Annotated in this window: 31 protein-coding genes and 1 pseudogene; 4 read left to right on the forward strand and 28 right to left on the reverse strand. The window is 40.1% G+C overall.

All coding sequences use genetic code 11. From position 1 onward, the window contains the following. Positions 1–9: 9 nt before the first annotated feature. Positions 10–1,890: an AAA family ATPase gene (locus tag NQ536_RS11100; protein WP_155803786.1), complete on the reverse strand. Its 1,881-nt coding sequence runs from the start codon at positions 1,888–1,890 to the stop codon at positions 10–12. Between the two features lie 228 nt (positions 1,891–2,118). After that, the gene (locus NQ536_RS11105) at positions 2,119–2,244 is read right to left on the reverse strand and encodes a hypothetical protein (RefSeq protein ID WP_004849860.1); all 126 of its coding nucleotides are present in this window, start codon (positions 2,242–2,244) and stop codon (positions 2,119–2,121) included. Between the two features lie 526 nt (positions 2,245–2,770). On the opposite strand from NQ536_RS11105, the gene NQ536_RS11110 reads away from it, so the two are divergent. Next, positions 2,771–3,367, forward strand: a complete 597-nt coding sequence (locus tag NQ536_RS11110) for an N-acetyltransferase (protein ID WP_004849857.1) — start codon at positions 2,771–2,773, stop codon at positions 3,365–3,367. Positions 3,368–3,606: 239 nt separating this feature from the next. Here the strand turns inward: NQ536_RS11110 and NQ536_RS11115 are convergent, their stop codons facing one another. After that, the gene (locus NQ536_RS11115; RefSeq protein WP_004849853.1) at positions 3,607–3,987 is read right to left on the reverse strand and encodes a PBECR3 domain-containing polyvalent protein; all 381 of its coding nucleotides are present in this window, start codon (positions 3,985–3,987) and stop codon (positions 3,607–3,609) included. A gap of 130 nt (positions 3,988–4,117) precedes the next feature. On the opposite strand from NQ536_RS11115, the gene NQ536_RS11120 reads away from it, so the two are divergent. Both NQ536_RS11120 and NQ536_RS11125 read left to right on the forward strand, forming a co-directional pair. Then, positions 4,118–4,462 carry a helix-turn-helix domain-containing protein gene (locus tag NQ536_RS11120; RefSeq protein ID WP_004849852.1) on the forward strand — a complete coding sequence of 115 codons (345 nt, stop codon included), beginning with the start codon at positions 4,118–4,120 and terminating at the stop codon, positions 4,460–4,462. Positions 4,463–4,505: 43 nt separating this feature from the next. After that, positions 4,506–6,032: a CoA-transferase gene (locus NQ536_RS11125; protein ID WP_004849850.1), complete on the forward strand. Its 1,527-nt coding sequence runs from the start codon at positions 4,506–4,508 to the stop codon at positions 6,030–6,032. A 178-nt stretch (positions 6,033–6,210) separates the two neighbouring features. On the opposite strand, the gene NQ536_RS11130 is transcribed toward NQ536_RS11125, so the two are convergent. The 11 genes from NQ536_RS11130 to NQ536_RS11180 all read right to left on the reverse strand — a co-directional run bounded on the left by NQ536_RS11130 (position 6,211) and on the right by NQ536_RS11180 (position 16,976). Next, a complete protein-coding gene (locus NQ536_RS11130; RefSeq protein ID WP_004849848.1) occupies positions 6,211–7,119 on the reverse strand; it encodes a metallophosphoesterase in 909 nt (302 codons plus the stop codon). Between the two features lie 133 nt (positions 7,120–7,252). Beyond that, positions 7,253–7,729, reverse strand: a complete 477-nt coding sequence (locus NQ536_RS11135; RefSeq protein WP_004849847.1) for a hypothetical protein — start codon at positions 7,727–7,729, stop codon at positions 7,253–7,255. 72 nt (positions 7,730–7,801) lie between these two features. Then, positions 7,802–9,031, reverse strand: a complete 1,230-nt coding sequence (locus tag NQ536_RS11140) for a hypothetical protein (RefSeq protein WP_004849845.1) — start codon at positions 9,029–9,031, stop codon at positions 7,802–7,804. 15 nt (positions 9,032–9,046) lie between these two features. Beyond that, positions 9,047–9,364 carry an RNA polymerase sigma factor gene (locus NQ536_RS11145; RefSeq protein ID WP_004849843.1) on the reverse strand — a complete coding sequence of 106 codons (318 nt, stop codon included), beginning with the start codon at positions 9,362–9,364 and terminating at the stop codon, positions 9,047–9,049. Beyond that, the gene (locus tag NQ536_RS11150) at positions 9,342–9,884 is read right to left on the reverse strand and encodes a hypothetical protein (RefSeq protein WP_004849842.1); all 543 of its coding nucleotides are present in this window, start codon (positions 9,882–9,884) and stop codon (positions 9,342–9,344) included. Before NQ536_RS11150 ends, NQ536_RS11145 begins: the two co-directional genes overlap by 23 nt. Before the next feature lie 30 nt (positions 9,885–9,914). After that, the gene (locus NQ536_RS11155; protein ID WP_004849840.1) at positions 9,915–11,108 is read right to left on the reverse strand and encodes a hypothetical protein; all 1,194 of its coding nucleotides are present in this window, start codon (positions 11,106–11,108) and stop codon (positions 9,915–9,917) included. Positions 11,109–11,208: 100 nt separating this feature from the next. Then, positions 11,209–12,045 carry a hypothetical protein gene (locus tag NQ536_RS11160; RefSeq protein WP_004849838.1) on the reverse strand — a complete coding sequence of 279 codons (837 nt, stop codon included), beginning with the start codon at positions 12,043–12,045 and terminating at the stop codon, positions 11,209–11,211. Next, entirely contained in the window at positions 12,026–12,595 is a 570-nt protein-coding gene (locus NQ536_RS11165) for an RNA polymerase sigma factor (RefSeq protein ID WP_004849835.1), read from the reverse strand. The genes NQ536_RS11160 and NQ536_RS11165 overlap by 20 nt, the downstream gene beginning before the upstream one ends. A 193-nt stretch (positions 12,596–12,788) precedes the next feature. Further along, positions 12,789–14,126 (reverse strand): acetyl-CoA hydrolase/transferase family protein, encoded by a 1,338-nt coding sequence (locus tag NQ536_RS11170; protein WP_004849834.1) that lies wholly within the window; start codon positions 14,124–14,126, stop codon positions 12,789–12,791. 315 nt (positions 14,127–14,441) lie between these two features. Further along, complete coding sequence (locus NQ536_RS11175) at positions 14,442–14,921, reverse strand: Hsp20/alpha crystallin family protein (protein ID WP_118017860.1); 480 nt, start codon at positions 14,919–14,921, stop codon at positions 14,442–14,444. A gap of 255 nt (positions 14,922–15,176) precedes the next feature. Beyond that, entirely contained in the window at positions 15,177–16,976 is a 1,800-nt protein-coding gene (locus NQ536_RS11180; protein WP_004849826.1) for a diguanylate cyclase domain-containing protein, read from the reverse strand. A 155-nt stretch (positions 16,977–17,131) separates the two neighbouring features. Between NQ536_RS11180 and NQ536_RS11185 the strand changes: the two genes are divergently transcribed. Continuing rightward, positions 17,132–18,067 (forward strand): AEC family transporter, encoded by a 936-nt coding sequence (locus NQ536_RS11185; RefSeq protein ID WP_004849828.1) that lies wholly within the window; start codon positions 17,132–17,134, stop codon positions 18,065–18,067. Positions 18,068–18,221: 154 nt separating this feature from the next. Here NQ536_RS11185 and NQ536_RS11190 read toward each other — a convergent pair whose 3' ends face one another. The 14 genes and pseudogenes from NQ536_RS11190 to NQ536_RS11255 form a co-directional block, all read right to left on the reverse strand. Beyond that, positions 18,222–18,701: an Hsp20/alpha crystallin family protein gene (locus tag NQ536_RS11190; RefSeq protein ID WP_055145672.1), complete on the reverse strand. Its 480-nt coding sequence runs from the start codon at positions 18,699–18,701 to the stop codon at positions 18,222–18,224. Positions 18,702–18,910: 209 nt separating this feature from the next. Continuing rightward, positions 18,911–19,552, reverse strand: coding sequence for a nitroreductase family protein (locus NQ536_RS11195; RefSeq protein ID WP_317134906.1), 642 nt, complete (start codon positions 19,550–19,552; stop codon positions 18,911–18,913). Positions 19,553–19,675: 123 nt separating this feature from the next. Beyond that, positions 19,676–20,077 carry a hypothetical protein gene (locus NQ536_RS11200; protein ID WP_004853476.1) on the reverse strand — a complete coding sequence of 134 codons (402 nt, stop codon included), beginning with the start codon at positions 20,075–20,077 and terminating at the stop codon, positions 19,676–19,678. 62 nt (positions 20,078–20,139) lie between these two features. Then, entirely contained in the window at positions 20,140–20,358 is a 219-nt protein-coding gene (locus NQ536_RS11205) for a hypothetical protein (protein WP_004853474.1), read from the reverse strand. A gap of 97 nt (positions 20,359–20,455) precedes the next feature. After that, positions 20,456–21,199, reverse strand: coding sequence for a hypothetical protein (locus NQ536_RS11210; protein ID WP_044998366.1), 744 nt, complete (start codon positions 21,197–21,199; stop codon positions 20,456–20,458). Positions 21,200–21,302: 103 nt separating this feature from the next. Continuing rightward, on the reverse strand, positions 21,303–22,211 hold the full coding sequence (locus tag NQ536_RS11215) for a radical SAM mobile pair protein B (protein ID WP_004853470.1): 909 nt from the start codon (positions 22,209–22,211) through the stop codon (positions 21,303–21,305). Beyond that, positions 22,199–22,888: a radical SAM mobile pair protein A gene (locus tag NQ536_RS11220; RefSeq protein ID WP_004853469.1), complete on the reverse strand. Its 690-nt coding sequence runs from the start codon at positions 22,886–22,888 to the stop codon at positions 22,199–22,201. The genes NQ536_RS11215 and NQ536_RS11220 overlap by 13 nt, the downstream gene beginning before the upstream one ends. After that, a complete protein-coding gene (locus NQ536_RS11225) occupies positions 22,885–23,322 on the reverse strand; it encodes a radical SAM mobile pair system MarR family transcriptional regulator (RefSeq protein ID WP_004853467.1) in 438 nt (145 codons plus the stop codon). Before NQ536_RS11225 ends, NQ536_RS11220 begins: the two co-directional genes overlap by 4 nt. Before the next feature lie 118 nt (positions 23,323–23,440). After that, complete coding sequence (locus NQ536_RS11230) at positions 23,441–23,770, reverse strand: hypothetical protein (RefSeq protein ID WP_227909634.1); 330 nt, start codon at positions 23,768–23,770, stop codon at positions 23,441–23,443. A 40-nt stretch (positions 23,771–23,810) separates the two neighbouring features. Then, the gene (locus tag NQ536_RS11235) at positions 23,811–24,227 is read right to left on the reverse strand and encodes a hypothetical protein (RefSeq protein WP_004853461.1); all 417 of its coding nucleotides are present in this window, start codon (positions 24,225–24,227) and stop codon (positions 23,811–23,813) included. Positions 24,228–24,446: 219 nt separating this feature from the next. Beyond that, positions 24,447–24,767, reverse strand: coding sequence for a hypothetical protein (locus NQ536_RS11240; protein ID WP_004853459.1), 321 nt, complete (start codon positions 24,765–24,767; stop codon positions 24,447–24,449). A gap of 17 nt (positions 24,768–24,784) precedes the next feature. Further along, a pseudogene (locus NQ536_RS14050) lies at positions 24,785–24,919 on the reverse strand (AAA family ATPase); the annotation flags it as partial. A gap of 278 nt (positions 24,920–25,197) precedes the next feature. Then, positions 25,198–25,644: a hypothetical protein gene (locus NQ536_RS11250; protein WP_004853452.1), complete on the reverse strand. Its 447-nt coding sequence runs from the start codon at positions 25,642–25,644 to the stop codon at positions 25,198–25,200. Between the two features lie 45 nt (positions 25,645–25,689). Further along, complete coding sequence (locus NQ536_RS11255; protein ID WP_004853450.1) at positions 25,690–26,316, reverse strand: alpha/beta fold hydrolase; 627 nt, start codon at positions 26,314–26,316, stop codon at positions 25,690–25,692. Positions 26,317–26,323: the final 7 nt, after the last annotated feature.

Raw genomic sequence — 26,323 nt, forward strand, 5'->3', positions numbered from 1 at the left:
CCATCCTTTCTATATAGATATATTACCGTTTTCGCTCTCCACACATACGCTTTTCCCCGAAAAAGCTATCCCTATCTTCAATATGTTTTTGATTCCATCCCTTGCCATCTGAACATCACATCTTCTGTCACTAATCTGAGCCAAAGCTTCATCGGCCAATTTGTCAAGCGCATCTTTTCCCAGATTCTTCTTCCACTTAAGTTCCATTATTATACCTGGATATCTTTCACCCCTTGGGAACATGCATATGTCATATCTTCCATCACCTGACTCCCGGTTGGATTTGATCTTATACTGATTATCCATCATAGCTATAAGCCCAAGAACTAATCCGTGATAGAATCCTTCCGCCCCAGCATCATAAAAGCTTATTGCTTCATCTATATACTCACCTATTGCATGCTCCAATTTTACGAAATCATTGGCATACAGACTTTCAGCTATTTTATTAGCAGTTGTCCGGGTGATTGCACCGACCTGCAGCAAATGTGACAGAATTTCGCTTTTATAGACCGCCGCTATCTCTTTATTCGGAATAGAAACCTCACATAGATATGAGCCGTCTGCCTGGAGTTCTTTTTGAGGAGTTTTCAAGTATCCTGCCACCAGCAACAAACTGTAGATATTTGCCGGATCCTCTGCCAGTGATCTGTATACAACATTCTGATCGATTTTGGCAATGACCCTTTTCCCCTGTAATAATGAATATAAACTTTCAGAAATATCATCTATGGCGTTTTTCAAAACATCGTCAAGTATTTCATTTTTTCCAGTATTTACCCAATACGCCTGAGGTTTACAGTCTCTGGAAATATAATTAATAACCGACCAAGGATTATATATTTCTTCGTTTCCAAACAAATATCCATCATACCATTCCGCGAGTTCTGCTTTCTTTTCAGGCACACCATAATACCCGAGCATAGTTTCTACTTCTTCACTGGTAAATCCAAAATACCTGTCATACTCATCGTCCATAACAGAATTGACAGTAAGATTGTTAAGTCCACTAAATATACTTTCCTGCGCAATCCTAAGAATACCTGTCAGAAAGCCAAATGAAAGATTCTTATTATCCTTAAATGCTCCCGAAAAGAAATTTCTCATAAATCCTATAATCTCTTCATAGAAGTCCTTTGCGTACCCCTCCTGTATCGGTGTATCGTATTCATCAATAATGATTACAGGTGCTTTACCATAATAAGCATCCAGCATTTTGGACAATTTATCAAGCGCAGACGTAAGTTCTACCTCATTTGCCGTTCCATCGAGCATTTTTTCAAAGTATTTTTTTTCATAGGCCGATATCTTATCACTGTCTATAATCTCCTGATGCCTTCCATACTCCTCCTGGACAAGCCCTCTTATCTTTCCAATTGTAGCCTCCCATGTATCGAATTTCACATCTTTAAAAGTAAGAAATATAACAGGATATTGTCCCTGATGAGATTGGTATTCTTCACCGCACTTCCAGATTGCTTTATCCTTAAAATATCTGGAGGTGTCATCCTCTGATATCTCAAAAAACACTCTTAACATATCCATGTTTAAAGTTTTTCCAAATCTCCTGGGTCTGGTAAATAATGATACCAGCGGTTTTCTGTCTAGAAACTCCTTTATCATCATAGTTTTATCAACATAATAATACTCCGACTGTGCCCTTACATAATCTGAAATACCAATTGGTAATGATTTCTTTTCACAAGTATCTTTTTTCTTTATATACCTTCTATTGGAAACTCTGCCATCCACTGGTCTTACCGCATTATCTGGGATCTGCCATCTTCTTCCACTTTTTATCGCACCACTTATCTTGCCTTTTTTACACAGATCATTTATAGTCCGTTCTGACAAATTCCACTCCCGCGCAATCTGCTTACAACTTTTCATTTTCACATCTCCAATCATCTGACAACATCCTGGCAAACATCACCTCTATATACTATATCTTCTTATTACGCATATTATACAATATTATCCGCAATATATCAAAGTACAGTTGATATATTGCGGATATTTTTCGCGAATCGCGGATATGTAGCCGTACAAATTCCCATATAACATAAAAATCCCCCATACCTGCCTTTCGCAGATACGGGGGACTTTCGTCTCATATCACTACTTATGCTTTTTTGACTTTGGTGTAGCTGGTTCTTCAGCTGCTGCAGCGTTGTGATTTGCTGTCGCATATACCTTCTGAACTGCTTTCTTTTTCTTCAATGGATGCTTTGGGTTTTTATCCATTTTGAACACTTCCTTTCTGTTTCCATAAAATGTTATATAACAGAAATCTGCAGTGCATATGTCAAACGGTCATGTGCACCACCGGTTGTGCTATCCTTTTCTTATCTTTGACTATGTTATAGTCCTCTTTATTAGCAATGTCAAGTGTTGAGTGCTAATTTTTTTGTGAAGATTGTGTGAAGATTAGGTACTCGCATATTAACCAGGAAAGCGTACTGCCCCTCGGCAAAGATATGGTTCAGATACCCCCAATTCCCCCGCGGTTCATTGACACCATTTTCTCAATTGGATATATTGTGGGTGTTCAGTGCTATTTTTGACAATTTTGTCCACAGGGTAACAATTGAAATTATCCCGGTTATTATAATAATTATACCTATCCTCATATATTTCTATCATGTCATCCCAAATGAGATCATAGTTTCATTTTCACTCTATATATGATAATATGATTGTAGTTAGATGTGTCTAACCATATAAATCAAATTAGAAACTACAATATAACTATTGAACGGAGAAAAATACAATGAAAATAACAAAATGGGATGCACAGGCAGCCGAGGATATCGGCCATGCGTTTGGATATTACGACTATGGGCAAGAAACAGGTATGGGAGTGTTCTACAGCAGCAAAGAGGCCGTGGTAAATTACATAGCCGGCTACGTTCGTATGGCATTTGAGGGACAAATGCTCTACGCGACTAGCGAACGCGGCGAGGGGTATATCGCCTACACCCTGCCAGGACAGAAAATGAATCTCAAGGCGGGCATGGCTATCCTCAAAGCTCTGTTTCACAATATGAGCCTTAAAGAAATGATTCGCATGGGAAAAGCTCTGTCCAAGGGAGGAAAATCCCTTCAGGATCGAATGAAGAAAGAGAAGAAAGATTTTATATTCGTCGGCATGGTCTGCGTCCGCGAACAATACCAGGGACAGGGATACATGAGGAAAGTTCTGGACATAGCTTTCTCTGAGGGAAACAGATTGCACGTTCCAGTCATCCTTGAGACGGATGCCAAGTCAAAGTGCGACAAATACATGCATCTCGGCATGGAGCTTGAGGGTGTGCGCGATATGGGCGCTTATGGCAAAATGTACGATCTGATTAAATATCCTGATTAGGGAACAAGGAGCAGCACGCTTTAGCTCGTTGCTGACGCAAATTAAAAATGTCAGATAGATATAAGCTCCAAATCATTGCTCATATTTATCTGACATTTTTAAGTATTTAATGTTTACATTTGGATGGGCGGCGTATCCATCATATCAGGTTCCCGTGGGAGCGCAGGGTGCCTTTCCTGCTCGTCAAATGTATATTGTATATAATACCATTGGTTACCATTAAAGTCAATGTATCTTATTTATAAAAAAGTGTTACCACATACCGGAATTAATCTGCCTGACTTTACGTATGAATCTATTTTTCCTTTTTTCACATCAAATACCGTAGCAATATAATATTTTGATTTCTTTTCGTCTAACTTAATTGAAATGAAAATATTGTCATTATAACATTTAACCAACTCAATATTTCCATTATAACATCCTACATAATCTGGATGACTAATTATGTCATCTAAATGATCAATGTATTTTGCAGCAACAAAATGCTTTCTTTTAATAAGATGTGTCAACAATCCCTTAGATCTATAAATTGTAAAAGCACTATAATCAAAACCTAATACTGAATTGAGTTTAGTGTTATAATGTGCTACTTTTATTAACTTGTCCTCATTTCGCATATTATATATCTCCCTCTATTCTATATTAAATGTTGAATAAGGCTATTATTTGTTGTATAGTAACCATTGGATACATCCATTTTATATTATCCAATGGTTACTGTCAATATTTAGTCTAGGAGGAATAATAATGTCTGCTAAATTAATTCCAGAACGATTAAAAATTGTAAGAGAAAATATGGGAATAACTATGGCTGAAGCATCCAGGAGACTCAATCTTTCCAAAATTGGATATTGCAGATATGAGTACGGAGAGAGAGTTCCTTCTCAGCAAACACTTGAAATTATTGCCCAATGCTTTAACACATCTGTTGAATATTTGACCGGTCTTTCGGATTCTCCAGCCGCGACACAAATCGTAATTGACAAAAACAAGAATCCTGAGCTCTTTGCCCTTGTTGATTTATGTCAGAACAAGGATACAGAACTCTTACAAAGAATGTTAGCATATTGTAACCTGCTAATAAATTCATAGCAGATTTTGATTGATTTTTTATATAAATGAAAGGATAGAACAAATGTACCAGATAATGACAGCCGACGAGGCAATGGATCTTATAAATGACGGAGATGTGATCGCACTCAACTCATTTCTCGGCATAGATATTCCAATCGAGCTTCACGAGGCATTATATAAAAGATACCAGAGGACAGGTTCGCCGAAGCACCTCACCGCTATATCAAGCGCGGGCTTTGGTGCGTGGGATGAGAATAAGGCGGCAGAGGGATACATAAGAGACGGCGCAGTTGACAAGATCATCTGCGGACATTTTGGTGCCATGTACAGCACCAAGAAGCTTGTCCTTGAGGACAGATTTGAGGCATACAATCTCCCACTCGGCTGTATCTCACACGCAATACGTGCGCAGGCCGGCGGACTTCCGGGAGCACTCTCCAAGGTCGGGCTGGATATATTTGTCGATCCGAGACTTGAGGGACCGGGAATCAACAACATATCAAAGGATGACTCACTTGTTAAATACGTCGAGCTGGACGGTGAGGAATTCCTCTACTACAAGCTGCCGCTTATCAACGTGGCTATCATTAAGGGAACTGCTGCCGACCGCAAGGGCAACATCTCATTTGAGGATCTGTTTACCGCAGGAGATGCGCTGTCCATCTGTCAGGCTGTAAAGGCAAATGGCGGAAAGGTCATCGTGCAGGTTGACAGACTTGTGGCAAGGCCATCAAGACCTCACAATACCATCATTCCGGGATGTCTGGTTGACGCTATCGTTGAGATACCGCCGGAGCCAAGACACGCATCATACGAATCCCTGACAGGAAGTTTTGAGATTCCATATTCGCAGTGGCAGGACTGGGCTGAGATGCTTTCCGGTCGTACCAAGACAAAGAATGCCGTCAATACAAGCGCAGAGATCATTGGAAGAAGGGCCGCTCTGGAATTGAAACCGGACGATATAGTCAACATAGGTGTTGGAATTCCGGAGACTGTATCCAAGTATGCCAGAGAGAACGGTATTCTGGACAAGATAACCCTGACCGTAGAATCTGGAGGTGTAGGCGGATTTCCTGCATCGGGCAAGGTGTTCGGCGCTGTTATCGGCGCAGACTCCATATACGATATGGCAAACCAGTTTGACCTCTACAACAACGGCGGTCTTGATATCTGTTTCATGGGCGGAATCGAGGTTGACAGGTTCGGGAATGTAAATGCCCACAAGGGCCCTGGCGCATTTGCCGGTGTAGGCGGATTTGCAAATATCACCGCCAAAACAGCAACCGTTGTGTTCTGTCTCACATTTGACACGAAGGGACTTGCCGTAGAGGACAATGACGGCATCGTGACCATCAAAAACGAGGGAAGCATTCCTAAGTTCGTAAACGATGTCAGAAGCATCAGTTTCTCAGGAAAACGTGCGCTGGCAAACGGGCAGAGGGTTATATACGTCACAGAACGATGCGTATTTGAGCTCACTGAAAAGGGACTTAAGCTCATTGAGGTGTACCCGGGAATTGATCTTGAACATGACATTCTAAGCAAGCTTCCTTTCAAGGTGGAAGTGGACGAAAGGCTGAAATAGATGAACGGCTGTGATGAAAAGCTGAGCTAGGCGACTACGAATAGACGGCTGTGAATAGACGGCTGTGATATAAATAAATCCTAGTATATTAAAAGGTCGTGAGAAGATCCCTACGCAAATCTTCCCACGACCTTTTATGTACATCATTTTCTTATCTGCATTAGCTTTCTCACAATAACTAATGCATTCCCACCAACTCCACGCACACAATCTCTGGATAGTTAAACAGCCTCACCGGAATCACACTGTTGCCAAGGCCTCGGCTGACTATCATCTCGGTGCCATTCATATAATATTCACCTGCTGTATATTCTGGAAGAAATCCCTGATCCGGCGCTACTATCCCGCCGACAAATGGAAGTCTGAACTGTCCACCGTGGGCATGTCCGGAAAGCACGAGATCAACACCGGTACCGGCATACCTGGCAAGGTATTGGGGCTCATGTGCAAGAACGACCGTGAGCTCTTTTTCCCCAGAGTCTTCATTATCAGCGGTCTCTTCCTTCTGTTCAGCTTGATTATTCCTAATACTTTCGTCACTAAGCAGCGCCTCTAGTGTCCCATCCGCAAGGCTTCTGTCGTCAAGCCCGACCAGCCTGAACTTCGCATCCCCCCTGGATATCTCCACAACCTGATTGTCCAGGATAACCACCCCGGCACTGACAAGCCCATCCATAAGCTCGTCATATTCAGATTTCTCAAGCCAATATTCATGATTGCCTGTGACATAGTATACCGGACATATTTTCACGATCTCATCCACAAATTGGACTGCACGGTCTACATTTGTGTGATTTGAGTCCACAAGATCTCCGGTCAGAACGATCATATCAGGTTCACATTCTCTTATCCTGTCCACCAGTTTCTGGTTATTCTTGCCAAACTTTACATTGTGCAAATCCGATATCTGGACGATCCGATATCCCTCAAGATCTGCGCCAAGCTGCTCTGCCTTATAAGTATAATACGTTGTCTCCAGGTGCCTGTTCTGATAGCTGCAGAACAAAAGCAGCGCAATAACGATAAGTAAAACAAGCGCTGACTTTATATATTTTTTTCTGTTTGATCTTATATTTTCACTATTCATACCTGATAAAATTCCATTTTTTCTTTTTATTGTATATTACAATACCAGATCATGTTTTTGAATATCATTTTTCCATCCTTTCAAAAAGAAAAACCGGACAGATCTCTCTGCCCGGTCAGCTCTACATAACAACCTAATTCACAAAATACTCTTTCCTGTTATGGTAATAGCACATACAGATAAGGAAAATAACAATTAATCCTACCATTCCTGCAATATTTGCCTTCACAGAAAAAAGTTTTCCACCAAAATCCAGATCAATTTTCTTAAATATCACTATAGCGATACATGCATACACGATATTTCTTATGCCTAAAACCGCCAGGTAAATATTGAAAAACAATGGTCCTCTCTTCTGCCGTTTTGCCAGTTTGTGTCTTGCTATCAGGGCAAGCGGCGCGCAAATAAAAGTAATAATTCCCACAATATAAGTTACTATCTTACCATCAGGAAACACGCCGGACTCAATACCAAGATCATATAGCCACTGATACTCTCCTTTTCCTATGAAATATAACACGCCATGTGCAATAGAAGCTGCTGCTGTTATAAACAGCGCTATACAAAAGACTCTGTGCCATTTCATACCATATCCTACATTTGACTCCATATTATGTACCTCCACCCAATATTCCGAACTTTATTTCATCAATTCATCTAAAAGATCTGTCACAACAGCTAATTAATTTACGGCATCACTGTCATCCTTCTGCAGCAGGTAAAGCGTCACTGTCATGAATGTGTCATCTTTTCCCTGTTTTACAAATATTCTGCAATCCTCAGTAACGCCTGCCCAGTACACCTGATTATCATCATCTGTAATATCGTTGTAGTCCTCATCGTCTGTATAGCCATTGCGCTTGCACAACTCTATATATTCTCCAGCCTGCTCTTCATCAACATTATAAACTACATACTCTGAATGAACATTTTCACCTGGCGCTGGATAATAATCAGCTCTGTCTCGCATTATATAACAATCACCATTTTCTGGCTTTGGTGCATATTTGCCAAGTTTTCCATCTTCCCAGCCGCCAGTAACTGAGCCTGCCCGGTTTATATCTCCACCTACAGTCAGTACGATACAGTCTTCTCTATAATCTATAGCCATATAATCAAATGCTGCCTTATCTGAATATGCCATAAAACCGCAATCGTACTCACTCACATCCTGGTTAAAGCCTTCCTTTTTATATTTGTCAACCAGATATGTAAAATCATCCTTTGTCACATTGTCTATTTTGTATGCACACTCAAATTCCATATAATTATTATTAAACAGAGTGACCTCACCTCTATCAGGTACAGAGGCAATATCACAGCAGATTCCCTTAGCCCACTCAGCATAATTCGAATTTTCGGTATCAAGCTGAACTTTGTCTGCCATAACAGCATCTGAAGAGCCACCTTCTTTTATCATTTTTTCATAGTCTAAAATTCCTATTCCTTCAAGTTTGAGATACATCTGTTTCAGCTTCTCGTATGTATTTTCATCAGAACTGGAAATTTTATAATATTTTCCCCTTGTCCAATCCGTGCAATACTGTCCATTTACATAGCACAACCTCTTGTCTCCCATATAACCTTTGACTGATGTCGAGAACCCCAATGACACCTCATACGAACGTCCGAAAGTATCAAACGAAATATCTTCTTCGATTTCCTCATTCGAATTTTCGAAAAAAACGTCTGGAATATCCCCTTCGATCTCCTCATAATCCATCTCATTTACAAGATTTGCGATTCCCCTGACACGCACCTTATCAGTGGTATAATATTTGTTCGTTGATATCCTGTCTGCTGTCTTTACCCCAGCAAACACACCTGCCTTCTCGGTTCCCCCATCTGTACCACATGCTGTCAGCGAAATAGATGCTGCTAACATAAGTGCCAATAATTTTACCTTTTTCATATTAAATATTCCTCCCTAAAAGTATATAAAAGTGTATAACAAATTCCTTACCATTACTTTATTTCTCTTATCTGCAGTATTATGTCTGTATCTCTTAAGTGACAGATTCCTCACGATCCTGCATATATATGCCACAAATGGATTTGGTTCTTCAGGTGGTATAGTGTCCCAAAGCGTCAGATATGTATCATTGACACATTCCTCCACATCCTCGTTATTCTTTAGGATCCTATCAGATATCGATCTGCACATTTTCCCATATTTCTCGGAAGTAGCCGCTATTGCCTCCTCACACCTTTTAAAAAATAATTCAATTATCTTCTGGTCGTCCATTCACAAAGTACACCTTTCTGTTGTGGTAATAGAGCATATTGAGAAGAATGTATACAACTCCTGCGATTATCCCTACAACGCCCTCTTTGACAGAAAAGAATTCTGCAGGAAATTCCATATTAATTCTCCTGAATATAATTATGGCAACACTATCATACACGATACTTGCTGCCCCACTAACAATCAGATAAATATAGAAGAAAAGCGGCCCGTTCTTCTTAAATTTTGCCAGTTTCTGTCTCGCTACAAATGCAAGCGGACCAGACAGGATTCTCAGTGCTCCGACAATACATACAACCAGTTTGACGCTTGTGAATACGCCTGACTCCAGGCCCATACTATACAGTTCAGAATATTCTCCTTTTCCAAGTATGCACATCACCCCGGCCACAATTTCCAGAATAGCTGTAATGCACAGAACTACACAGAGAAAACGATGCCACTTCATACCATATTTTTTCTTTGACTCAGGATCCACATAAGGCATGTCCTTTATATTCTTGCTATTATTTGACTCCATTTTAATTTCCTCCCCAATATTTAGTGGATATTATTCACTTTTTACAAACTCAACTATCATAAACGTGTCATCTTCAGCTTTTGTTATACTGATCATTCCATCTGACGAACATCCAGTCCAGTCCACCCGCTTATCATCAATAACATTATAAGCCCCTTCAGCTGAGAAACCTTTGTTCTCACATAACTCCACGTATTCTTTGACCTTGGCTGTATCAATATTATAAACTACGCATCTAAGCTTAGCCGAATCACTCGAAACCGGGTAAATACCAGGTTTGTCAAGCGACAGATAGCACTCCCCACTCTCTGGTTTTGGCGCATACTGGCTCATAGTGCTGGCGTCCCAGCCGGCAGTAACTGAACCAGCACGATTTCTGTCTCCTCCCACGGTAATTACTATGCTGCCTTTGCCGACGCCTATGGCAACATAGTCCATTGCAGCATTTTCTGAAAATGCCATAAATCCGCGATCATACTCCACGATGTCCTGGTTGAAACCTTCCTTTTTATACTTATCAACCAAATATTCGAAATCACCCTCTGTCAGGTTATCCACCCTGTACGCACACTCAAATCCTGTATAATCATTGTTCAACAGAGTAACCTCACCTCTGTCAGGTACAGATGCAATATCACTACAGATTCCCTTGATCCACTCTGTATAGTTGGGATTTCCAGTATCATTCTTTACCTTGTCCGCAGTTATAACATCAGTGGATCCTCCTTCTTTTATCTTTTTTTCATAGTCCAGATAGTCAATCCCATTAAGTCTTAGCGCCAATTGTGCCAGCCTCTTATAAGTATTCTCGTCAGAACTGGAAACCCTATAATATCTGTCCTCATCGTAATCCATACAGTACTGATTGTCATAATATACTATGTGTTTGCTTGCATCACCACATTCAACAGCTGTATAAAACTCCAAGTCCACAAATTTATCATATAATTCCGGATGTTCAATACTGTCAATAAAAGAATATTTAGATATTACTTCCTCTGGTATCTCATCCATATCGATTTCCTCATAATCCATATCATTGACAAGTTTAGCCAATTCCTTAACCCGCATCTTTGCAGGAGAGGCAGAGAGAGTACCCACTGCCTTATTCGCTGTCTTTATTCCTGCAAATACTCCGATCTTCTTTGTTCCCCCATCATTTCCACAGGCGGTCAGCGCCATGGAAGCCGCCAGCAGAAGTGCCACCAACTTTGTCTTTTTCATTGTAAATATTTCTCCCTCTCCTAGAGGCGAACATTTTACGCGCCCCTTCAACAATATACTTCCCTTTTTTCATGTAAAATTACAGTTAAAAAAATTTTTTTTATTTCCCAATCTTAATCTGATCCAATATGTAATGTATATCATCCTCTGACATATCGTCAAATACCATATTGCCATAATAATCCCCATCCAATATCATGGTTGTACTTCTCACCCTCGTCACATATACAGATTCACCATTTTCATCGAACTGCTCGTCCTGCACAACATCGTCGGCAATATTGAAAACTATACCATTAGCGTTTGTATATACTCTCTCGTTCTGTTTGTTTTCAAATTGCAGGCTGTATCCCACATCGTCAGCAACATTTCCGCCCCATATCTCCTCAGTAAGGTAATATTCGCTACCATTATACTCTGCTACCACATCTATGAATTTTGCGTAATCATTATCACAATACGCATATGTGTATGTAACATCAGTAACTTCACCTGGAAGAGTATCAAACCACAGCTTCATACCTGTATCTGCCACTGCATCCTCGTATGTACTATAGATGTATATATCATTTGTATATGAACCTAGTATCTCAGTACTCTTGGTTATCCACTTTTCTGTACCATCGCTTATTTCTCCGCCAATCTGCTCAACCTCCGGTTCAGGTGTCTCGGTCTCAAACCACTCATCACGCACATAATCAGGATTTCCTGTCGACATTGTGTGTTCCGTGTAGAATATCTTCTTTAACACTTCCGCCCCGGCATGCACTGTTGCCGATCCAACCGCCAGCACAGCCAGCGTCACTGTGGCAGCCTTTACCAGCTTGCTTGTCGTTCTCGGGAAATTTATTATCTTACTCTTCTTATATGTAAGTGCTTCCTCTATGTACCTGTCGTCTATATTAGTAAGCGCTTCCTCAACCAATTCTTTCTTCATACCAATTCTCCTTTACAAGATACTGTTTCAGTTTCTCCCTTATCCTGTGCAAATGCACATTTACATAATTGGTACTCAGAGACATTTCCTCCGCTATCTCCGGAATCTCCATGCAAAACCAGTACTTCTTGACAAACATAACCCTGTCCACTTCCTTAAGACCTTCCAGAAATTTGTTTAATCTGTCTGTAAGTTCCTGGGCAGTGATCCGTTCGTCCACCTCTCCGCATGCCGCCACGCACTCTGATATCTCATCCAGAGATGCGTCGTAGTAGGAATTTCGCTTCTCTGCGGTATTATGTCTGTATCGCTTGAGCGACAGATTCCTCACTATCTTGCAGATGTATGCCACAAATGGATCCGGTTCCTCCGGTGGGATTGTTTCCCAGAGTGTCAGATATGTATCGCTGACACACTCCTCCGCATCCTCATTGTTCTTCAAAATCCTGTCAGATATTGATTTGCATAATTTTCCATATTTCTCGGAAGTAGCAGTAATTGCCTCCTCACACCTTTTAAAAAACAGTTCAATTATCAGCTGATCGTTCATTTGTCAATTACCCTCGCATATATATATCGAATCCCCGAAGTTATCGCTTAAAGATCTTTTGTCTTTTAACTCCCTCATACATATACTACCTTTCTGTTTTATCAAATTACACTTTCCGAGAAAAAAATTTTAATTTTCCATCTGTTTCTTCACCATTTGAAGAACACGCAGTTCCCTCTTTATCATAACCTCATCATCTCTTATTCGACCTCCGCCAGATCTTTCTCTCCTGGGCCTCCTTTATCAGCATGTCCCGGAAATCAGGATGAGCTATGGATATCAGTGCCTCCGCTCTCTCCCATGTGGAACGCCCTTCAAGGTTTATCACACCGTACTCTGTCGCCAAAAAATACACCTGACTTCTCGGCGAGGTGATGATATCTCCGTTGAACTGTGGCTTTACCCTGGAATGCTTCATTCCATTCCTGTCGGTGTGAGTGGAACTCATGCAGATAAACGCCTTGCCGCCACGAGAGCCCGATGCTCCGATCAGGAAATCAAGCTGTCCGCCGGTTCCGCTGATCTGGCGTGAACCACTGCTCTCCGCCGCAACCTGTCCGTACAAATCCACAGCCACACAGCTGTTTATGGACACCATGTTGTCTATCTGCGATATGACATATGGCCTGTTCACATACTCAAGTGGATATGCGGCGATTCCTGGATTGTCGTCCAGCCACTCATACAGCTCATTTGAGCCGATGGCACAGCCAAATACGCCTTTTCCACGATCTATGTTCTTGTATTTATTTGTCAGCTTGCCCGCCTTGTACAGGGCAAGATATGCATCCGAGCAGAGCTCCGTGTGCATGGCAAGATCCTTGAGATCCGACTGAGCCAGCATCTCACCCACCGCATTTGGCATTCCTCCGATACCAAGCTGCAGTGTTGAACCGTCCACAATATACGGAATGAGCAGCTCCGCTATCTTCCGGTCAACCTCCCGCGGTGCCTGTGTTTTCACATCAGCAAATGGCTCGTGCTCCCCCTCTACGATCATATCCACATCCGATATGTGAATACACTCGTCATATCCACCGCGTATCTTAGGCATGTGCTCATTCACCTCAACTATAACGATGTCCGCCTTCCTGGCAATAGGGGCAGCCACACCGGTATTTACCGAGAAGTTAAAATAACCATGCTTGTCCATAGGTCCCACCGACACCATGACCACATTTACATGGAGGAAATACTCATAGTAAGCCGCATTATTGTGGAACACCATCGGTATATAATAGCATTTGCCCTCATCGCACAGCTTTCTCTCGTACTGCGAACAGTGCCAGCTATGATACACAAAATGCTCCTGACTGTCATCGCACTCTGCAACCTCTATAGGCCCAGCCATCAGATTGCCCCTGATCTTCACATCGTGCAGCTCATCTCTCCGCTTTGCCAGTGCTCTGTCAAGTAGTACAGGTTTTCCAAGGGACGATGTGTAATCGACCCAGTCTCCATCCTTGACACACTCCACCGCAGCCTCCGGTGTACGCAGCTTTTCTCTATACATTTGCTGAAAATCGAACATATAAATCCCCCTTTATTGAATAACGTTTCACCGATTGTCCTCCATCACCAGTCTCAATCACTATTATCAAATAAATCAAATGCCATTTCAACATTTTTAGAGATATTCTGTGTAAATATCAATGAAAAAATTTACCAGCATTTACAATATTCCAGCCAAAATAGTCATAATATTTTCCACTTTCACTGGAACAATGCTCATTTACATCTAATAGCAGAACGCAAAAAAGCCCCCCGCATACCTGCACCTTGCAGATACACAGAGGGCTCTACGAATATTAGTCATCTGTTATTAAGTAATTATGCATTTCTTACATTATTCGATTGCGATGTAATTACTCTTCTCTACTTTCTTCTGCTCTTCCTTCTTAGGAATCGACAGCTTCAGTACGCCATGTTCATACTTTGCATGAATGTCTTCCTGGGTAACTCCCTCACCGACATAGAAGCTTCTGCTCATGCTGCCGGCATAACGCTCACGCCTGATGTACTTGCCGCTCTTCTTGTCCTTCTCATCCTTATCCAGACCCTTTGCAGCCTCAATTGTCAGGTAACCATCAGCAAGCTGAACCTTTACTTCATCTTTATTGAATCCTGGGAGATCCATATCTACTTCGTATGAATCGTCTGTCTCACGGACATCGGTCTTCATCATGTTCTTTGCATGCTTACCATACAGCGCACGCTCGGTAGGTGCTAACGCTTTACTGAACTCCTTGTCAAAATCCTTTCCAAATGGGAAATAGTCATTCATCCAATCATCAAATAAATCTTCTCCAAAAATACTAGGTAACATAAGTCATTTCTCCTTTCAATCTCAAACAAGTGTCGGAAATTGTGGCTTCTTATGAAACCCCAAGGCACTTAGACTTTTTGTTTACTGTTACTTTCAAAATAATTGTCAAGATAAGCTTTCGGGATTCTTTCTCTTCTTTCTAATCCCTTTCCTTATCTTTAACTATGTTATACACCTAGTTGTTAGCGCTGTCAAGAGGTGAGTGCTAATTCTTTTGTGAAGATTTTGTGTCCTATTCCTGTAATAGCCAATCCGCTATTCCGGCACAGTTTCCAGACCTATTTTGTTATCATAATAAGATTCAACCAGAGCGCAGTCCATGATCAAAACGTAGAATACATTTCCATAATAACGGTTTTCCACAATTCTTCCGTGATCAAGAACAGGAAGATATGTTCCATCTTTTTTTGCAAAATGGAACCTTACATAGTCATTATTTCCATTGGTCTTTGCATCAATCTGTTTCCAGATGCTGGTCTCAACAGAATCCCGTTCGTCTGGATGGATCAGGTTTCTGAATCTATGATCTGTGTAATCCAGAAAATCATCAAAATCCCTGCAGCCAGCAAATTCTATCAGTTCACGATTTGCAAATAAAATATTATCATTTTCAGGATCAGCTATATATATAAGGAAAGCTCCCGGAAGATTCTTTGATACATCCTGAAGTGCAAACCCAAGCTGGCTTCTGTGCTGCATCTTATAAGCTCCTCGATAAGGACTGCAATTATGCTTTCCATGAAGTTTTACCGCGTAAAGTGCCATATCCGCGCATCTGATAAGCTCCGAAACATCTTCACAATCTTTTGGATATTCTGCATACCCAAGAGAAATGTAAAATGGATGCTCCCCACCATTATATGTTATATACCGTGGCTGAAGAGTAAATTGTTCTATTTTCTTTCTTGTCTCTTCCTCTGTTGTGTCAACCAGAATGGCAGAGAACTCATCACCGCCATTTCTGCAAATAATAGAATTATCATTGAAATAGCTCTGCATGTCCTGTGCAAGACTTTTCAGTGCGGCATCTCCAACTACATGACCATACATATCATTTATAAATTTAAAATCATCAATATCCATCTGTATACCCACGCAATGAATATGAAGATCGCCCTGCATAACATTTTTGAGCTGTTCGTCAAACCCCTTACGATTCAAGAGTCCGGTCAGCGGATCTGTTATCGCCATTTTTTTTAATGTATCTCGATTTCTCTCAATCACAAGGATGACCACCGTTAATCCAGTTAAGAGCAAAATAACACATATTCCCAAAAACAGCTGCGGAAATACATTCCACCCGTGACTCCAGCCATCAGCAGGCATTACCTCAAAATCAAATAGACTGCCGCAAAATTCAAACTCAAATGTAATCGGATTCTTCATAATATTGCCGGATGATGATACTATCTCTGTATCATCAGACAAAGGGGAAACTGTCTTTGTCAGGGAGTAATCATAACCGAATTTTGTGAGTGCCTGAATTGATTCTGTAAATATCTCCGGAACACGTATAATTACTATGGTAAATCCCCAAAATACTTGAGAGCCATCTGCCCCCTCCAGATATACAGGATTTCTAATCGCAATGCCCTGCCCCCCCTGTTTTAAATCAAAAGGGCCCTGCATCGTGACTATATTTTTATCTCTTCCATAGCGGCATATCTCTCCACGACTTTCATCATGCATCAAATCTATCTTTCCAGCTTCATTCCCTGCCTCCGGATATATATCTGTGACAACACCGTCAGGCGCAATCTGTATGCTCTGAATAAAATCTGCCATCAGATCCCGAGCAACTTTTTGAAAATTGTCAATTTTCCCATTTTCGCTGATTGCTATCTCTTCAAGTGTATCTGTAATTGCAACTCCACGGTTCATGTCATTCTGTAGTCGTTCTGCATATGTTGCGGCATTAAGCGCTGTGACATTCCGTACCTGTTTATAATTTGATCTATATGAATGATATAAAACTACTGTCAAAACCAGACAGCCAACCAGAAAAATGAGAACCGGCAACATAAGCTTTTTATTATGGTTTTTACGCGAATTCATAGTATGTCATCTCTCCTTATTTTGGATACCATTTACAAGTTCTCTACAAATTGCACATATTTTATCGCATTCATGTAGTTTTGACAAGTCAGCATTCAGGGATGTTTTTTTAGAGGAATAGTATTATAATACAGAAACGAAAAGAGGTAATCGCTATGCAGATAAGTATAATTTTGCTCGGAAAGCTTATTAACTTTTTTATTATGATCCTGCTTGGATTTATTCTTGTCAACAAAAATATATTAAAATCATCTGACAGCCGGATATTATCTATCATCGTGGTATACCTGGTGATGCCCTGTGCCATAATTGGTTCATTTGAGATTGATTTTACAAAAGAAAAACTGCAGGGACTGTTATTTTCCGCTGTCATTGCGGTCATTATACATGTTCTGCTTTTGATTTTTATAAATATCGGAAGGAAATTTTGGCACTGGACCCCAGTTGAATGTGCAACTGTCATGTATTCCAACTCTGGAAATATGATTATCCCACTTGTAAGTGCTATTCTGGGTTCCGACTATGTACTGTATTCATGCGCATTTATGTCTGTACAACTGATATTTCTCTGGACACACTGCAGCACAATGCTCTCCGAAAAGCCACACCTGGAATGGAAAAAGATAATATCCAATATAAATGTATTAGCCATAATAGCAGGTCTCCTGCTATTTTTCTGCAAGATAAAACTGCCAGCCGTCATCCTTGCCCCGATAAATGACATTGGGAATATGCTTGCACCTCTAAGCATGATAGTAACTGGTATGCTGATGGCTGATTCGCCGATTCTGGCCAGCCTGAAGAATGCAAAACTATACCTTTTCTCTGCCATCAGGCTCGTTATCTGGCCTACTATTTTGCTGCTTATAATGTGTGTAAGTCATGTGTACGAATTTATTCCAGACGGAAGAACCTTACTACTCATAGTATACCTTGCCTCCATCACGCCATCAGCTTCAACAATCACCCAGATGGTTCAGGTATATAACAAAGATGCAACATACTCCAGTCTTTTAAATGTATTTACTACTTTGTTCTGTATCATAACCATGCCTTTGGCTGTCATATTGTTTTCATGGCTGATACTTTAATGGGGATACTTTAATGGGGACGTTTCTTTTGTCATGAGGAGTGTCCCTGGAACAGGCAAGCAAAAGAGCCCCCCGCATACCTGCACCTTGCAGATACACGGAGGGCTCTACGAATATTAGTCATCTGTTATTAAGTAATCACGCAGTTCTTACATTATTCGATTGCGATGTAATTACTCTTCTCTACTTTCTTCTGCTCTTCCTTCTTAGGAATCGACAGTTTCAGTACGCCATGTTCATACTTTGCATGAATGTCTTCCTGAGTAACTCCTTCACCGACATAGAAGCTTCTGCTCATGCTGCCGGCATAACGCTCACGCCTGATGTACTTGCCGCTCTTCTTGTCTTTCTCATCCTTATCCAGACCCTTTGCAGCCTCAATCGTCAGGTAACCATCAGCAAGCTGAACCTTTACTTCATCTTTCTTGAATCCTGGGAGATCCATATCTACTTCATATGAATCGTCTGTCTCACGGACATCGGTCTTCATCATGTTCTTTGCATGCTTGCCATACAGAGCATGCTCGGTAGGTGCTAACGCTTTACTGAACTCCTTGTCAAAATCCCTTCCAAATGGGAAATAGTCATTCATCCAATCATCAAATAAATCTTCTCCAAAAATACTAGGTAACATAAGTCATTTCTCCTTTCAATCTCAAACAAGTGTCGGAAATTGTGGTTTCTTATGAAACCCCAAGGCACTTAGACTTTTTGTTTACTGTTACTTTCAAAATAATTATCAAGATAAGCTTTCGGGATTCTTTCTCTTCTTTCTAATCCCTTTCCTTATCTTTAACTATGTTATACACCTAGTTGTTAGCACTGTCAAGAGGCGAGTGCTAATTATTTTGTGAAGACTTTGTGTCCACTCCCAGCCTCAAAGTGGTATTTGGCAATTCCAAGATCTATCTTCGTGCATATTCCTCTCGGAGCTTTCGCTGTCACCACACCCTCTCTCAGCTCAAACATGAACTTCTGCTGGTTCACTGCTGTCGGTGCCAGACACACCGCCTCCATCCCCTTTGTGAACCAATCTGTCTCCACATCTGCCCTGCTGATTTCTGATATATCTTTGCTCTTGTGGGCAACACCCTGATTCTCACCATACCCAAGGGCAATCACTATCAGCAGTTTCTGTCCTTTGCCTATGACTGCCTTGGTCTTACCATGTGACATTGCAACCCAGCATGTGTTAAGTCCAAGTTCCTGACATCCAAGCACCAGCTTTTCACCATAGTAGCCGGCCTTTTCCTGGTCGTTCTTCGCGCCAACTATCGCTATATAATTAGAAACATTTGTGAATTTGCCATAATGCGCCATAAACGAATCAAAACAGTTCGGCTCATCGTAGACCGCCTGCATGCTCAGTCCGCTCTCAGAATTTATCTCAGAGATAAGCCTGTCGATCTCCGCACGTTTCTCCTGCTTGATTGGCTTATCCTTATATTGCCGCACACTGTGCCGCTCCTTCATCAACTGTAACATATCCATGCATTTTCCCTCGCTCTCATTCTGATAATATGGGGACGTTCCTTTTGGCACGAGGAGTGTCCCTGTGGCATGTTATAAGTAAGACAGGGGACGCTCATTGTGACAAAAGGAACGTCCCTAAATCTCATACTGTTCAAGCATAGTCGGCGCCATATCCATAAATACAAAAAACTCTTCTGGCAACGTGCAAAGTTCTCGGCTTATAAAATCTTCCGCATTAATATACTTGTGATCATTTTCCGGATTGTAACATTTCTCGTGATTCGCAAAAATAACTATTCCCTTAAAACTCTTCTCAATCTCATAAACAGCCTCTCCCGGTACATCATAATTTAGGATAGCGACATGTAATCTATCCTTTGCATCAAGACTGTCAGCAATATAAAATTCATCACAAAATGGCAACTTATTCTCGACAGCAAAATTAATTGTATGCTGGAGATATTCCCTTAAAATCTCTCTGTCCAGCTTATACTTAAAGCACGAAAAAAATTTTTTCATTTTATTAAATAAACCCATATATCAAATCTGCTCCTTCCTATAGTTTCAAGCCCTAAATCATTGATTTTGGGTCTTTTTCTTTAAACAGTCACCTCACAACAAGTGCTAAAAATAACTTTTAGGAATTTACTTCCCTCTGCCGTTGTTACAAGGTAATATCTTTCATATTTATTTTCCGCCAGTTTCTCCGGTCCCCGGATAATATCAATATATGCTGTCTGATTCGCAGGATGAGATTCTTCCTGTAATACCTGTTCAAATGGTCGGACATAATCCATCTTTCTCTTTGTCTGAATCATTCCAAATCCCACCTGTCATGTGTCCTTCTACACTTGATTTTTCATTCTGACAAACTTGAAGTTATACACATCTACATTCCGTTCGTAATATACATGACTATCTATAATCCTTTGGTATCTGAGCAAATTTTTTCAAAAAGCTTTCTCTGGTATTATCATTTACAAACAATTCTCGCAACTCTTTCTCATTTTCTTCTCCTAAGGACACATATTGTTGCAAAAATATTTTGGTTAAATATAGATAATTTCCCTGTATCAATCGATAGTAAGAGCTTTCTAATAGGGTGTTTATCATTTTTATGCTTTGCTCATAGGTTTTGGTCTCTTCATAAAAGGATCTAATAAGAGGCAGAGTATAATAAAAAGCAGCTTCATACGCTTTTACCCTTTGCCTCATAGAATTTTCAAAATCTGCACTGTCTATATAACAGCGATTAAACGTCATATCTGCTTTTTGACATTTTCCTTCAACTATCTTATTATGGTTTTCCCAAATGTTTTCAAAAAAATGCGTAAATATACTCTTATCCGTTCTAACATAAACTGCTTTTTTCGCTGACATTTTGGGAATAAAATCATAGTTCCATCCCCACTTAAAGCTTCCACCTAAATCAGTTTGCTGGAATAGACTTAATACCCTGCGACGATGATTGCAATAATCATCAGCCCAGATACGATTACCAAGATATCGCATGCCTAGTTCTTTAGCAATCAATGGTGAAAAAACTTCATCTAATAACATATTCCACCCTTCCACCATCAAATCTCTCTCCGTATGTTCTGCTTCATACTCCGGCAACCAAGTACTGATTAAATATTTTTTGTATTTTTCAAACTCCATACTATGTAAATTCTCCATAAATCCTTGTTACTTACCCGTAATTTGTGACTAATTCATTAAATTCCGATTTTTCGTTCTCTGCGACTTCCCAATAAACGGGAATTTAGCGATTTCTTTTTCCGGTATTCTCTGTCCCACGGATTTCCTCATGATAGAAATAATCTACGATCACCGGATGTCCCTGCGGGACTCTGCCATAAGGCATTTCATTATCCACAAAGGCACAATCATACTTCTTAGCCATTTTCTCAGCTTTTACTTCAAGTGCTTCAAAGTAGCTGCGGTTATGCTTGTTATAGATCTCGTCGTAAAGTGGTACAAGATCAGGATATTTTCCGGCGATATAATCCATAATTGTCTTTTTGAAACCGCCTCGAAGATTGAGATTTTCGAGCCAGAACAGATCGCACTGATTCTTTACCCGCTTAAAGATTGCTTCAAAATCCGTGATACCAGGGAATACCGGGGATACGAAACAGACTGTACGGATACCTGCTTCATATACCTGTTTCATAGCAGCGATACGGTGCTCAATGCTCGAAGCAGAATCCATATCGTTCTTGAAATTTTCATCTAGTGTGTTGATCGACCATGAAACGGTTACACGTCCAAGTTTCTTCAACAGATCAATATCCCGTACCACAAGATCCGACTTTGTGCAGATCAGAATATCTGCGTCACTGCCGATCAGCTGCTCCAGAAGTTTTCTGGTATTCCCGAATTGCTCCTCCTGTGGATTGTAGCCATCTGTCACAGAACCGATGACCACGCGCTGTCCGGCATATTTCTTCAGATTTTTAATTTCCGGCCAATGCTTCACATCAAGGAAAGTGCCCCATTCCTCCTTGTGCCCGGTAAAGCGCTTCATAAAAGAAGCATAGCAATACTTGCAGGCATGTGTACAGCCTACATAGGGATTGACCGAGTAACCGCCTACCGGCAGACTAGACTTAGTCATGATGTTCTTTGTTTCCACCTCACGAATGAGGATTCCATTTATTACTTCTTCCATGATTTCTGTTCCTCTAACACTTTATTAAATTCTTCCGGCATTTCCTGAATCATATTTTCATCCCCTATGATAGGGACAAGGTCTTCCTTCATAAACACCGGAATGCCGAGCTTATGTGCCTGGTCCGTCAGAGACCATGCCCATTCCGGCTCCGTATGAGTCTTCCTGCTCTGAGCTCCGGTCATGGTGCCGACAACAATCCAATTGATTCCGGAAAGGTCAACTATGCCGGGATCGTCGAATAACGGCTCAAAGGTAACATGGTAATGTTTTGCTCTGACGTTTTTCCGAAGGGCGTCGATACGCCACAGTTCTGCTTTCCTCGTTACCGTAACGCCAAACCATGCGTTTTCCAGATCGGTATCAAAATCCAGCAAATCAGGTCGCTTGGTAAGGAACAGGAACTGATGCTGTGGATTTTCACGGATCTTTGCAAATACCTCGTCTCTCCATTCCGGCTTCCATCCGGAGAGATCGCTCATCCCGGTAAGAAGAAAGTTCTTCGGACGTTTCTTTTCCATCATCTTGAGCTTACCCGGAAAGAATTCAGGGTCAGAGAAGTCATCAATCATATGCCAGCGTTTCACGTTGTTGCGGGCATAGCAATATGTACACCCCACTGTGCAGCCAATGACGATATTCATGTTCTGAATCTGATCTTTGATACAAATACTCATGACTTCTGCCACTCCTCAAGATTCTTTCTGATGCGGTCGAGGCATTCCTCAAACCGGGTAATTTCTTCCTCTGAAAAACCTTTGTAGTAAATACTGCCCATCTCATCAGATACAGAATCGTACTCACCCTTTAAGGCATGTGCTTTCTCAGTCAGAAACAGGAGTGTTTTTCTTTTGTCCGTTTCAGACTGAACACGGCTTATCAGCCCTTGATTTTCCATTCTTTCCAGCATCGTAGTAAGAGATGTTATCGCTAATCCGCATTTAGTCGAGAGTGACCTGATTGAGATACCATCCTCCTGCCACAGTACATAAAGAATACGCCCCTGGGCTCCATTAAACGCATCAATATTCTTTTCACTGAGAATCTTCTCGAAAATCCGGTCTCCAAGCTGTTTTATTTTGGTGACAAGAAATCCTCCATTCATTTCCATACAAAAGCTCCTATATAGTAGTTTATTAAAAACATACTATATAGGAGCTTTATTGTCAACAGTTTATATGTCTTAATAGGTAAATCCCATTTTTTTCAATTCTCCAAACTGGAAGTTATCAGTCTGTTTCATCTTTTTTATATATTACGCCGTCCCATGCATAATATCCCGCGATATATTCATAATCAGGATATTCTTCTATCTCATATAATTTTCTCCCACTGTCGGATGTACAAATTACCACATTTGATATTTTATAATTTTCTAGTTTCGATGTTTGAGAATATCTAACTCCATTAAGATATATATAATCACCTTTTTCAATTGCCTCATTTTTATAACTTTTATTGTGTGCAAAATAATATCGACCACAAATAAAAATAACAACAATTGTAAGTAAAATAATAATTAAAACTATTGATTTCTTTTTTTCTACCATCATTCTCATTAGCTTCCTCTTAACATTTCATAAAATCCCGATTTTCACGTTAGGTTTCATCCAAATATATTTCTATTTTGCTGAATACCTTATCTTTACAGAAATTAAACTCCGGAGTCTTTTTGATATAGCTGAATATATCTTCTTCAATATCCTCATTCCATATAGTTCGTTGAAAATCTTTATTTTCTTCCGTTGGAATATATAACACATCCACATGAATTTGATAATACTCTTCCTCATCATTAGGAAATTGTCTAACCAAAGAAAAGTTAAACATAGGTTTCCCTGTAAAAGAATAGGTTCCTGTTTCAAATAAAATCATATCTTCTTTAAGTGGCATATTACACATCTCTTCGAACACGCTTACTATGTGTTCCAGGCTAGAATTATCTGAAATGCTATTTTGCAAATATCCTAATAAACTTTCCTTTGATGTCTTCTTAAATCTATCAAATAATCCCATTTGAACCCTCCTGTAATTTGTACTTATGCTTCTGATTTTTGCAACAAATGATTGATTTAACGATAAATCTTGCCCCTACTTTAGTATATTGTCCTATACAAATCCCAAAACCTAATTGATTATATCATTTACCTTTTGCATAATTGCTTACAAAAAGCAAATTCAACTATTAACATAATGAAAGCTAATAAAACATATTTCATGGTGGCACCGATGAGGTCAATGATATAATAACCACCTGAAACTATCCGCACTTCCTGATTTTGACCAAATACTCTCCCAAGTTTCAACCTTCCAGTCACTATTTTTTTGATATGTTACTAAAAAGGAAAGTTCACCTTTACATACATAAAGCACTTTAGCTTTTTGTTTGTCATACTCTAACACCTTGCAATATGAAATATCTTCAATCATTTCAAAGCTCTCTAAATCAAATTCTGTTCCATATTTTAGCGTCAATACTTCCGCTTTAACATAAGGATATCCAGAAACAATCAATATAATAAATAACATACATATTATTATATATTTCTTTTTCATACTTCACCTACTATTTATCCATCATAACAACTCATAAATTCCGAAAAGCTCAAAGGGTACATATGAACCTCATCCCCTCTGCTGCCAAATTCAGTAGCTATATCTCTGGATAAAAACTTTGCATTACTTCCCGTTACAAACACGTCGCAATTCTTCTTATTCCTGTTACAATTTTATTCAGACCATTTCCTTCACGATTTATAAGTTGTTCTAAATAGTAATCTCTTTTAATTTCTTTTACCATGACATTTTCTTCCAAAAGATATTTCGGTTAATATATACCAAAATATCTTCTAGAATCTTTCCACATTCATATATAATATAAACACCAAAAACGGCAGGCCGTCTGTTATATGACCACCTGCATGTTACCTGCTCTAATAGTATTTTCCGTGTATCACCAGTCCATCAAACTTGAAGTCGACCAATATCATTTTGCGTTCTTATACGAAAGCAAAATATGGCTTGGCGCAAACAATATTGCTGCGATAAGCAACAGAATTGATCTGCTCATAATTCCACTAAACAAGAACAAAACTGAGGGAATAACAGATAGCGCCAGTGCTCTGAATATGCTGCTCTTCTTAAAGCAAATTATCCAAATTGCACAATACAACACTACTAATATCGCGTCCACAATAAGGTATATGGCAAATGCTTCGTCAGACCACCACCCGAACCATGTTCCAGGAATGTTAATTATCATAAAACCAAAGCAGCCAAACCTTCCTATCTGTTCTGCAACCTCAACAAATTTATTGCTCCATTTGTTTTGAAATCCCTCTTTGCATCTAACTGCAAAAATAATATTGGGTATCATAATAACTGCAATCATTATCAGTCCGAATATATTTAACCAGTCCATAACTTTCTCCATAAATTCACATCACCACATGCCCTTGTCTGGACGCACCACTGAATTTTATCTGATATTATCATAAAATCTCTGCAACACGATCGCCAACTCTTCCGGAGCTTCTATGTTTGCTTCATGACCTGTTTTCGCAAGTTCATGGAAACAGGCGTTGTTAAAATATTGGCAAAGTTCTTTTGAAGTTTTTTTGTTTGCAGCGTCCTTTTCCCCACAAATGAGCAATACCGGACAAGACACCTTATGCAGGGAGTCACTGAAATCCAATTCAGCCATCGTCCCGCACAGGCTGATAACATCCGCTTTTTTGAAACCCATTTTACTGAATGCCGAATTCGGCATAAGATGAAACAACATATTCTGAACTTTCAATAATTTTTGAGGCATTTTATACTGTGCTGCAATTAATACGAGCGACTTTACTTTATCTGGGTGGTCTATCGCATAATTAAGTGCCAAAACAGCGCCTAGAGAAAGCCCACATAAGACAATTTCATCGTTCACCTTGTCACATTCTGATGAGAATGCCGAATATAATTCCTTATATGTAGCAGATTTTCCTTCTAACATCTCTGCCAAACTCAATTTGACACTACTTTCCGATACCTTCGTTTCTTTTATTACTCTATTCCAACTGTCTGGTTTTTGTCCTAGTCCATGCAAATATAAATACTTCATATATTGT

It is taken from the genome of Coprococcus eutactus, from assembly GCF_025149915.1.
Taxonomy (GTDB): Bacteria; Bacillota; Clostridia; order Lachnospirales; family Lachnospiraceae; genus Coprococcus; species Coprococcus eutactus.

What these genes read in the sequence shown, in the direction of transcription:
- NQ536_RS11170 (WP_004849834.1), bottom strand. Translation starts at nt 14,126, where the DNA reads ATGTTCGATTTTCAGCAAATGTATAGAGAAAAGCTGCGTACACCGGAG.
- NQ536_RS11235 (WP_004853461.1), bottom strand. Translation starts at nt 24,227, where the DNA reads ATGGGATTATTTGATAGATTTAAGAAGACATCAAAGGAAAGTTTATTA.
- NQ536_RS11210 (WP_044998366.1), bottom strand. Translation starts at nt 21,199, where the DNA reads ATGGAGTTTGAAAAATACAAAAAATATTTAATCAGTACTTGGTTGCCG.
- NQ536_RS11165 (WP_004849835.1), bottom strand. Translation starts at nt 12,595, where the DNA reads ATGAACGATCAGCTGATAATTGAACTGTTTTTTAAAAGGTGTGAGGAG.
- NQ536_RS11250 (WP_004853452.1), bottom strand. Translation starts at nt 25,644, where the DNA reads ATGGAGAAAGTTATGGACTGGTTAAATATATTCGGACTGATAATGATT.
- NQ536_RS11100 (WP_155803786.1), bottom strand. Translation starts at nt 1,890, where the DNA reads ATGAAAAGTTGTAAGCAGATTGCGCGGGAGTGGAATTTGTCAGAACGG.
- NQ536_RS11110 (WP_004849857.1), top strand. Translation starts at nt 2,771, where the DNA reads ATGAAAATAACAAAATGGGATGCACAGGCAGCCGAGGATATCGGCCAT.
- NQ536_RS11200 (WP_004853476.1), bottom strand. Translation starts at nt 20,077, where the DNA reads ATGGGTTTATTTAATAAAATGAAAAAATTTTTTTCGTGCTTTAAGTAT.
- NQ536_RS11180 (WP_004849826.1), bottom strand. Translation starts at nt 16,976, where the DNA reads ATGAATTCGCGTAAAAACCATAATAAAAAGCTTATGTTGCCGGTTCTC.
- NQ536_RS11130 (WP_004849848.1), bottom strand. Translation starts at nt 7,119, where the DNA reads ATGAATAGTGAAAATATAAGATCAAACAGAAAAAAATATATAAAGTCA.
- NQ536_RS11230 (WP_227909634.1), bottom strand. Translation starts at nt 23,770, where the DNA reads ATGAGAATGATGGTAGAAAAAAAGAAATCAATAGTTTTAATTATTATT.
- NQ536_RS11240 (WP_004853459.1), bottom strand. Translation starts at nt 24,767, where the DNA reads ATGAAAAAGAAATATATAATAATATGTATGTTATTTATTATATTGATT.
- NQ536_RS11190 (WP_055145672.1), bottom strand. Translation starts at nt 18,701, where the DNA reads ATGTTACCTAGTATTTTTGGAGAAGATTTATTTGATGATTGGATGAAT.
- NQ536_RS11195 (WP_317134906.1), bottom strand. Translation starts at nt 19,552, where the DNA reads ATGTTACAGTTGATGAAGGAGCGGCACAGTGTGCGGCAATATAAGGAT.
- NQ536_RS11135 (WP_004849847.1), bottom strand. Translation starts at nt 7,729, where the DNA reads ATGGAGTCAAATGTAGGATATGGTATGAAATGGCACAGAGTCTTTTGT.
- NQ536_RS11155 (WP_004849840.1), bottom strand. Translation starts at nt 11,108, where the DNA reads ATGAAAAAGACAAAGTTGGTGGCACTTCTGCTGGCGGCTTCCATGGCG.
- NQ536_RS11120 (WP_004849852.1), top strand. Translation starts at nt 4,118, where the DNA reads ATGTCTGCTAAATTAATTCCAGAACGATTAAAAATTGTAAGAGAAAAT.
- NQ536_RS11215 (WP_004853470.1), bottom strand. Translation starts at nt 22,211, where the DNA reads ATGGAAGAAGTAATAAATGGAATCCTCATTCGTGAGGTGGAAACAAAG.
- NQ536_RS11255 (WP_004853450.1), bottom strand. Translation starts at nt 26,316, where the DNA reads ATGAAGTATTTATATTTGCATGGACTAGGACAAAAACCAGACAGTTGG.
- NQ536_RS11225 (WP_004853467.1), bottom strand. Translation starts at nt 23,322, where the DNA reads ATGGAAATGAATGGAGGATTTCTTGTCACCAAAATAAAACAGCTTGGA.
- NQ536_RS11125 (WP_004849850.1), top strand. Translation starts at nt 4,506, where the DNA reads ATGTACCAGATAATGACAGCCGACGAGGCAATGGATCTTATAAATGAC.
- NQ536_RS11145 (WP_004849843.1), bottom strand. Translation starts at nt 9,364, where the DNA reads ATGGACGACCAGAAGATAATTGAATTATTTTTTAAAAGGTGTGAGGAG.
- NQ536_RS11205 (WP_004853474.1), bottom strand. Translation starts at nt 20,358, where the DNA reads ATGATTCAGACAAAGAGAAAGATGGATTATGTCCGACCATTTGAACAG.
- NQ536_RS11220 (WP_004853469.1), bottom strand. Translation starts at nt 22,888, where the DNA reads ATGAGTATTTGTATCAAAGATCAGATTCAGAACATGAATATCGTCATT.
- NQ536_RS11140 (WP_004849845.1), bottom strand. Translation starts at nt 9,031, where the DNA reads ATGAAAAAGGTAAAATTATTGGCACTTATGTTAGCAGCATCTATTTCG.
- NQ536_RS11175 (WP_118017860.1), bottom strand. Translation starts at nt 14,921, where the DNA reads ATGTTACCTAGTATTTTTGGAGAAGATTTATTTGATGATTGGATGAAT.
- NQ536_RS11105 (WP_004849860.1), bottom strand. Translation starts at nt 2,244, where the DNA reads ATGGATAAAAACCCAAAGCATCCATTGAAGAAAAAGAAAGCAGTTCAG.
- NQ536_RS11160 (WP_004849838.1), bottom strand. Translation starts at nt 12,045, where the DNA reads ATGAAGAAAGAATTGGTTGAGGAAGCGCTTACTAATATAGACGACAGG.
- NQ536_RS11185 (WP_004849828.1), top strand. Translation starts at nt 17,132, where the DNA reads ATGCAGATAAGTATAATTTTGCTCGGAAAGCTTATTAACTTTTTTATT.
- NQ536_RS11115 (WP_004849853.1), bottom strand. Translation starts at nt 3,987, where the DNA reads ATGCGAAATGAGGACAAGTTAATAAAAGTAGCACATTATAACACTAAA.
- NQ536_RS11150 (WP_004849842.1), bottom strand. Translation starts at nt 9,884, where the DNA reads ATGGAGTCAAATAATAGCAAGAATATAAAGGACATGCCTTATGTGGAT.